Genomic DNA, 7,517 nt, shown 5'->3' with positions numbered 1-7,517 from the left:
GCCGCGGGCGCGGCCGCCCCCGAGGGCGCCACCACCAGCCACGGCGCTCCGGCCGCCACGGCGCGCGAGGGCGGCAGGGCGCGCCAGGCCATCCGGTAGCGCCACCGGTCGATGACCGCGTCCCGGTCCCGGCGGCGGCGCCACTGCGCCAGGGCCGCGACGAACTCCGGTGCCGGGGCGTCGGCCGCGACGCCGAGGGTGGTGCTCAACTCCCGGACGTCGCCGCGCTCGACGGCGTCCCAGAACGCCCGCCCGGCGTCGTCCGGGCGGGGTGCCTCGGTTGCCGGGGTCGGGGCGGGCTGCGGAGCCGGCGGGGAGACCCAGTAGCGCTGGTGTTGGAAGGGGTAGGCGGGCAACGGGACGGTGTGCCCGGGCGGGAGGACCTTCGACCAGTCCAGGCCCACCCCGCCGGTCCACGCCTCCGCCGCCGAACGGACCAGGCGGTCCAGGCCGCCCTCCTCACGTCTGAGCGACCCGACGACGACGGCGGGCGTGCCGTCGAGGACGTCGTGCAGGGAGGGCACCAGCACGGGGTGGGCGCTCACCTCGACGAACGCCCGATACCCGGCCTTCGACGCCGCCTCGACGGCGTCGCCGAACAGCACCGTCTGCCGCAGATTCCGATACCAGTAGGCCGCGTCCAACTCCGAAGTGTCCAGCCGCTCCCCCGTCACCGACGAGAAGAACGGCACGTCACCCCGACGCGGACGAATCCCCGCCAACTCCGCCAACAACCGCCCCTCGATCCGCTCCACATGCGACGAATGCGACGCGTAATCCACCGGCACCCACCGCACCCGCACCCCACGCCCCTCACACTCCCCCACCAACCCCCGCAACCCCTCCACCGGCCCCGACACCACCGTCGACACCGGACCATTCACCGCCGCCACCTCCACACCCGCAAACCCCTCCACCAACTCCCGCACCACACCCACCGGCAACCCCACCGACACCATCGACCCCGACCCACACAACTCCCGCAACGCCCCCGCCCGCAACGCCACCACCCGACACGCATCCCCCAACGACAACCCACCCGCCACACACGCCGCCGCAATCTCCCCCTGCGAATGACCCACCACACCACCCACCCGCACACCCCACGACCCCCACACCCGCGCCAACCCCACCATCACCGCGAACAACACCGGCTGCACCGCATCCACCCGATCCACCACACCACCACCCACCAACACCGTCTCCGGCATCCCCACCCGCCCACACACCACATCCACCACCGAAAACCCGACGAGTGGATCCAAAACCTCGGCGCACTCCGTCACCGCCTGACGAAAGACAGCACTCGTCTCCCACAGCCCGGCACCCATCCCCCGCCACTGCGACCCCTGACCCGGAAACACCAACACCACACCACGATCGACACCCGCCACCACCTGACCGGACGCACCACCCAAGGCGACCTGCGCCAGGCCGGCCAGCAGCTCCTCGCGGTCCGTGCCCGTCACCACCGCGCGGTGCTCGAAGGCCGGGCGGGCCGCCAGCGACACCGCGACATCCGCCGCCGGCAGCTCCGCCGCCGCGCCGGCCAGGCGGACGGCCTGGGCGCGCAGCGCCTCCGCCGTGCGCCCCGACAGCAGCCACGCGGGCAGCGACCCCTCGGACCCCGTCGAGGGCGCGGGCTCGGGCGCGGGCTCGAACTCGGGGGCGGACTCCAGGATCACGTGCGCGTTCGTGCCGCTGATCCCGAACGAGGACACCCCCGCCCGCAGCGGACGCCCCTCCGCCGACCACGGCTGACTTTCCGTCAGGAGCTTCAACGAGCCTGCGGCCCAGTTGACATGGGGTGACGGAACCTCCGCGTGCAGCGTCCGGGGCAGCACCCCGTGCCGCATCGCCTGCACCATCTTGATCACACCACCCACCCCCGCCGCCGCCTGGGTGTGACCGATGTTCGACTTCAACGAGCCCAGCCAGAGCGGACGTTCACGCTCCACACCGCCATAGGTGGCCAGCAGCGCCTGCGCCTCGATCGGGTCCCCCAGCCGGGTCCCCGTACCGTGCGCCTCCACCACGTCCACCTCGGACGCCTCAAGCCCCGCCTGCGCCAACGCCTCCCGGATCACCCGCTCCTGGGCGAGGTCGTTCGGCGCGGTCAGGCCGTTGCTGGCGCCGTCCTGGTTGACCGCGCTGGCCCGCAGCACCGCCCACACCCGCCGGCCCTCCCGGCGCGCGTCCGACAGCCGCTGCAGCAGCAGCACGCCCACGCCCTCCGCCGGGCCGAACCCGTCCGCGTCGGCGCCGAAGGCCTTGCACCGGCCGTCCACGGCCAGCCCGCGCTGCCGGCTGAACTCCACGAACAGGCCCGGCTGGGACATCACGGTGACCCCGCCCGCCAGCGCCATCGAGCACTCGCCCGCCCGCAGCGAGCGCGCCGCCAGGTGCAGCGCCACCAGCGAGGAGGAGCACGCCGTGTCCACCGACAGCGCCGGGCCCGTCAGCCCCAGGCAGTACGCCACCCGCCCCGAGGCGACGCTGAGCGAGTTCCCGGTCAGCAGGTGGCCGCGCAGGTCCTCCTGCGCCTCACCGGTCAGCGGCGCGTACTCCTGGGCCAGGATCCCGCTGAAGACGCCGACCTGCTCGCCGCGCAGCGCGGTCGGGTCGATGCCCGCGTGCTCGATCGCCTCCCAGGAGGACTCCAGCAGCAGCCGCTGCTGCGGATCCATCGCCAGCGCCTCGCGCGGCGAGATCCCGAAGAAACCCGCGTCGAAATCGCCCGCGTCGTACAGGAAACCGCCGTGCCGGGTGTACGACTTCCCGACCGCGTCCGGATCCGGGTCGTATATTCCGTCCACGTCCCAGCCCCGGTCCTGCGGAAGACCGCCGATCGCGTCCGTGCCCGAGGAAACCAGCTCCCACAACTCCTCGGCCGAGGACACCCCGCCCGGAAAACGGCACGCCATCCCCACGATCGCGATCGGCTCCGCCGCCGCCGCGCGCACGGACTCCAATCGCCGGCGGGTGTCCCGCAGGTCCGCGGTCACGAGTTGCAGATAGTCTCGGAGCTTCTTTTCGACGTCAGCCATGGATGATCCCCCAATTCGAGACGGAAACGCCGGGCGGTGGAAATTCAGCCCAGGCCGAGTTCTCGGTCGAGCATGGCGAACATCTCCTCGTCGGAGGCCGCCAGGGATTCGCCGCTCCCGTCGGCCGCTTCCAGTCGCAGCAGTGTTCGCCGCAGTTTCCTCGCCAGATCCAGCCGCACCTCGTCCGGCAGTTCCGCGCCCGCCAGGGCGGACTCCAGCCGACCGAACTCCGCCGCCACCTCCGTCGCGTCCACCGGTTCCGCCGCTTCCGGCCTTCCCCCCTCCGCCACACCGGTCGGTTCGACCCCGCCGGTCGGTTCCCCGATCAGTTCACCGGTCAGGAAATCGGCCAGCAGATCGGGTGTCGGGTAGCGGAAAACGAGGGTGGGCGGCAGCGTGAGGCCGGTGGCACCGGCGAGGCGGTTGCGGAGTTCGACGCCGGTGAGCGAGTCGAAACCGAGCTCCTTGAAGGCCTGCCGGGAGCCGAGGTCGGCGGAGTGGCCCAGGACGGCGGCGGCCTGGGTGGTGACCAGGGTGAGCAGCAGGTCGCGCTGCTCGCCGGGCGCCAGCGCGGCCAGCCGTTCGGCCAGGCCGTCCGGCCGCTGCTCGGCGGCCGGGGCGGCGGCCCGGCGCCGGCGGGGCGCGCGGACCAGGTCGCGCAGCAGGGCCGGCACCGGCGCGTCGGCGGCGGGGACGGGTGTGGACAGCGGCAGCGCGTGCGGCAGCGGCGCGGCCAGGGCCTGGTCGAGCAGGGCCAGCGCCTGCTCGGTGGCGAGCGGACGCAGACCGGCCCGCGCCATCCTGGCCCGGTCGGCGTCGGTCATGCCGGCGGTCAGTTCGGTGGCCTGCTCCCACAGGCCCCAGCCCAGCGACACGGCGGGCAGGCCCTGTGCGTGGCGCTGAACGGCCAGCGCGTCCAGCATGGCGTTGGCGGCGCCGTAGTTGGCCTGGCCGGCGTTGCCGAAGGTGGCCACCACGGAGGAGAACAGCACGAACGCCGCCAGGTCCCCGCCCCGGGTGAGCTCGTGCAGGTGCCGGGCGGCGACCGCCTTGGTGGCGAGCACCCGGCGCACCTGCTCGCCGGTCAGCGAGGCGAGCAGCCCGTCGTCGAGCACCCCGGCGGCGTGCACGACCGCGGTGACCGGGTGCTCGGCGGGGAGGGCGTCCAGCGCCGCCGCCAGGGCCGTCCGGTCGGCCACGTCGCACGGCAGCACGGTCACCCGGGCGCCCAGCGCGGTGAGTTCGGCCACCAGCTCCGGGGCGCCGGGCGCCTGCGGGCCGCGGCGGCTGAGCAGCAGCAGGTGGCGCGCGCCGTGCGCGGTCACCAGGTGGCGGGCGGTGAGCGCGCCGAGCGTGCCGGTGCCGCCGGTGATCACCACCGTGCCCTCGGGGTCGATCGGGCGGGGTGTCCGCAGCACGATCTTGCCGATGTGCCGCGCCTGGCTCAGGTGGCGCAGGGCCTCCGGCGTCCGCCGGACGTCCCACACCGTGGTCGGCAGCGGGGTCAGCTCGCCCCGCTCGAACAGCTCGACCAGCCGGGACAGCATCTCCCGCACCAGGTCCGGGTCCAGCGCGATCAGGTCGAAGGCCTGGTACGCGACACCCGGGTGGGCGGCCGCGACCTGGTCGGGGTCGCGGATGTCGGTCTTGCCCATCTCGATGAACCGGCCGCCGTCCCCGGCGCCGGCCAGCCGCAGCGAGGCGTCGGCGAAGTCACCGGCCAGCGAGTTCAGCACCACGTCCACGCCGCGGCCGTCGGTGGCGGCCAGGACGTCCGGCTCGAAGTCCAGCGAGCGCGAGGAGAAGACGTCCCCGGCGGCCACCCCGGCCTCCCGGACCACGTCCCGCTTGCCCTCGCTCGCGGTGCCGAGGACCCGGGCGCCCAGCCGGCACGCGATCTGCACGGCGGCCAGTCCGACGCCGCCCGCGGCCGCGTGCACCAGCACCGTCTCGCCGGCCCGCAGCCGGCCGAGGACCACCAGGCCGTACCAGGCCGTCAGGAAGACGATCGGAATTCCGGCCGCGGTCTCCCACGACCAGCCGTCCGGGATCCGGGCCACCAGGCGGGCGTCGGTGACGACCAGCGAGCTCGCGCCGCCGGGGACCACGCCGAACACCCGGTCGCCCGCGCGCAGGCCGGTGACGGCGGCGCCGGTCTCGACGACCTCGCCGGCCAGCTCGATCCCGACGCCCTCCAGGCCCGGGACGAGGCCGAGCGCGACCACGACGTCGCGGAAGTTGACGCCGGTGGCGCGGACCCGGATCCGGACCTCGCCGGGGCCGAGCGGCTCCGCAGATCCGGGTCCGGGGGCGAGCACGACGCCGTCCAGCGTGCCGTCCCCCTGGACGTCCAGCCGCCACTCGGGCGCGGACGGCAGCGCGAGCGGCCGGTCGGCCGGGGCCAGCCTGGCTGCCCGCAGGGTGTGCCGGCGCAGGGCCAGCTCGGGTTCCCCGGTCGCCGACAGGGCGCGGGGCAGCAGGCCGAGGGAGTGGCGGTCGCTGTCGACCAGCAGGATCCGGTCCGCCGCGTCCTCCTGCCGCGCCGACCGCAGCAGGCCCCACAGCCCGGCGGCGACGGTGCTCCCGACGACGTCACCGGGGTCGGCCGCGACCGCCCCCCGGGTCAGCAGCACCAGCCGGCCGGTGCCCCAGCAGGTGCGGTCGAGCCACTCCCGGACGGCCGCCAGCACGCCCTGGACCACGGCGGCCGGGTCGTCCTCCGCCTCGGTCGCGGCCACCGGGTCGAGCAGCGTCAGTAGGGGGACGGGGCACGCGCCGGCGGTGACCGCGTCGGCCAGTTCGGCGACCGACGTCCAGGCGCGCGGCTCGATCCCGGGGCCCGCCCAGGCGGGGTCCGGGTCGCCGATGACGGCCCACGGCCCGGTCACGGCCTCGGTCGGCAGCGGGAGCTCGGGCCAGTGCAGGCGGTACAGCCCCGCGCCGGTCACCGAGCCGGCCGCGGGCAGCTGGTCGGGGCGGATCGGCAGCGTCACGAGCGACTCCACCGTCAGCACCGGCCGTCCCGACGGGTCCGTCAGGTGCAGGCTCACCGTGTCCGGGCCGATGTGTGCGATCCGGGCCCGGACCTCACGCGCGCCCGAGGCGTGCAGCCGCACCCCCGACCACGCGAACGGCAGGCGCGGGACCTCGTCGGAGAACCAGCCGCCCGCGCCGATCGCGTGCAGCACCGCGTCCAGCACCGCCGGGTGGACGCCGAACCCGTCGCCGACGGTGGTTTGTTCCTCGGGCAGACGCACCTCCACCAGCACCTCGTCCCCGGCGCGCCAGATCCCGCGCACGCCCTGGAACACCGGCCCGTACTCGTACCCGGCGGCGGCCGTCCGCTCGTAGAACGGCGCCAGGTCGTCGGCGCCCACCAGCTCCGTCGCGCCCACCAGCTCCGTCGCGCCCGCCGGCGACCAGGCCGGCGGCTCGGCGGTGACGGCCGCGCCGTCCGGCTCGGCGGCGAGGGTGCCCGTCGCGTGGAGCGTCCAGTCCCGCTCGGGCGCGGCGTCCGGACGGGCGTGCACGCTGACCGGGTGCTCGCCGCGCTCGTCGGCGGAACCCACCGTGACCTGGACGACCACGGCGCCCCGGGCGGGCAGCACGAGCGGGGTGTGCAGCGTCAACTCCCGCAGCACGTCGCAGCCCAGCTGGTCGCCGGCCCGGACCGCGAGCTCCACGAAGGCCGTGCCCGGCAGGAGCACCGAGCCCAGCACGGCGTGGTCCGCGAGCCAGCCGTGCGAGCGCAGCGACAGCCGTCCGGTGAAGACGACACCGCCGGACTCCGCCAGCTCGACGCCCACGCCGAGCAGGGGGTGCGACGCGCCGAGCACGCCGAACCGGGACACGTCGCCGCCGGTTCCGGACGCCGCGTTGTCCTGGGGCCAGTAGCGCTGGTGTTGGAAGGGGTAGGCGGGCAACGGGACGGTGCGCCCGGGCGGGAGGACCTTCGACCAGTCCAGGCCCACCCCGCCGGTCCACGCCTCCGCCGCCGAACGGACCAGGCGGTCCAGGCCGCCCTCCTCACGTCTGAGCGACCCCACCACCACCGCGGGCGTGCCGTCCAGGACGTCGTGCAGGGACGGCACCAGCACGGGGTGGGCGCTCACCTCGACGAACGCCCGATACCCGGCCTTCGACGCCGCCTCGACGGCATCGCCGAACAGCACCGTCTGCCGCAGATTCCGATACCAGTAGGCCGCGTCCAACTCCGAAGTGTCCAACCGCTCCCCCGTCACCGACGAGAAGAACGGCACCTCACCCCGACGAGGACGGATCCCCGCCAACTCCGCCAACAACCGCCCCTCGATCCGCTCCACATGAGACGAATGCGACGCGTAATCCACCGGCACCCACCGCACCCGCACCCCACGCCCCTCACACTCCCCCACCAACCCCCGCAACCCCTCCACCGGCCCCGACACCACCGTCGACACCGGACCATTCACCGCCGCCACCTCCACACCC

The 7,517-nt window shown here is 74.8% G+C and carries 2 protein-coding genes; both read right to left on the bottom strand.

What is annotated here, in order from left to right; all coding sequences use genetic code 11:
- Positions 1 to 3,047, bottom strand: a 3,047-nt coding sequence (locus AB0N76_RS38485) for a beta-ketoacyl synthase N-terminal-like domain-containing protein (RefSeq protein ID WP_363565505.1), incomplete at its 3' end; no start/stop codon positions are given.
- 44 nt (positions 3,048 to 3,091) lie between these two features.
- Entirely contained in the window at positions 3,092 to 7,507 is a 4,416-nt protein-coding gene (locus AB0N76_RS38480; protein WP_363565504.1) for an SDR family NAD(P)-dependent oxidoreductase, read from the bottom strand.
- Positions 7,508 to 7,517 lie beyond the last annotated feature (10 nt).

The organism is Kitasatospora sp. NPDC093806 (assembly GCF_040683335.1).
In the GTDB taxonomy this organism is placed as follows: domain Bacteria; phylum Actinomycetota; class Actinomycetes; order Streptomycetales; family Streptomycetaceae; genus Kitasatospora.
Note: the sequence above shows the minus strand (reverse complement) of the source record. Positions and strands in the feature narration are given on the sequence as shown.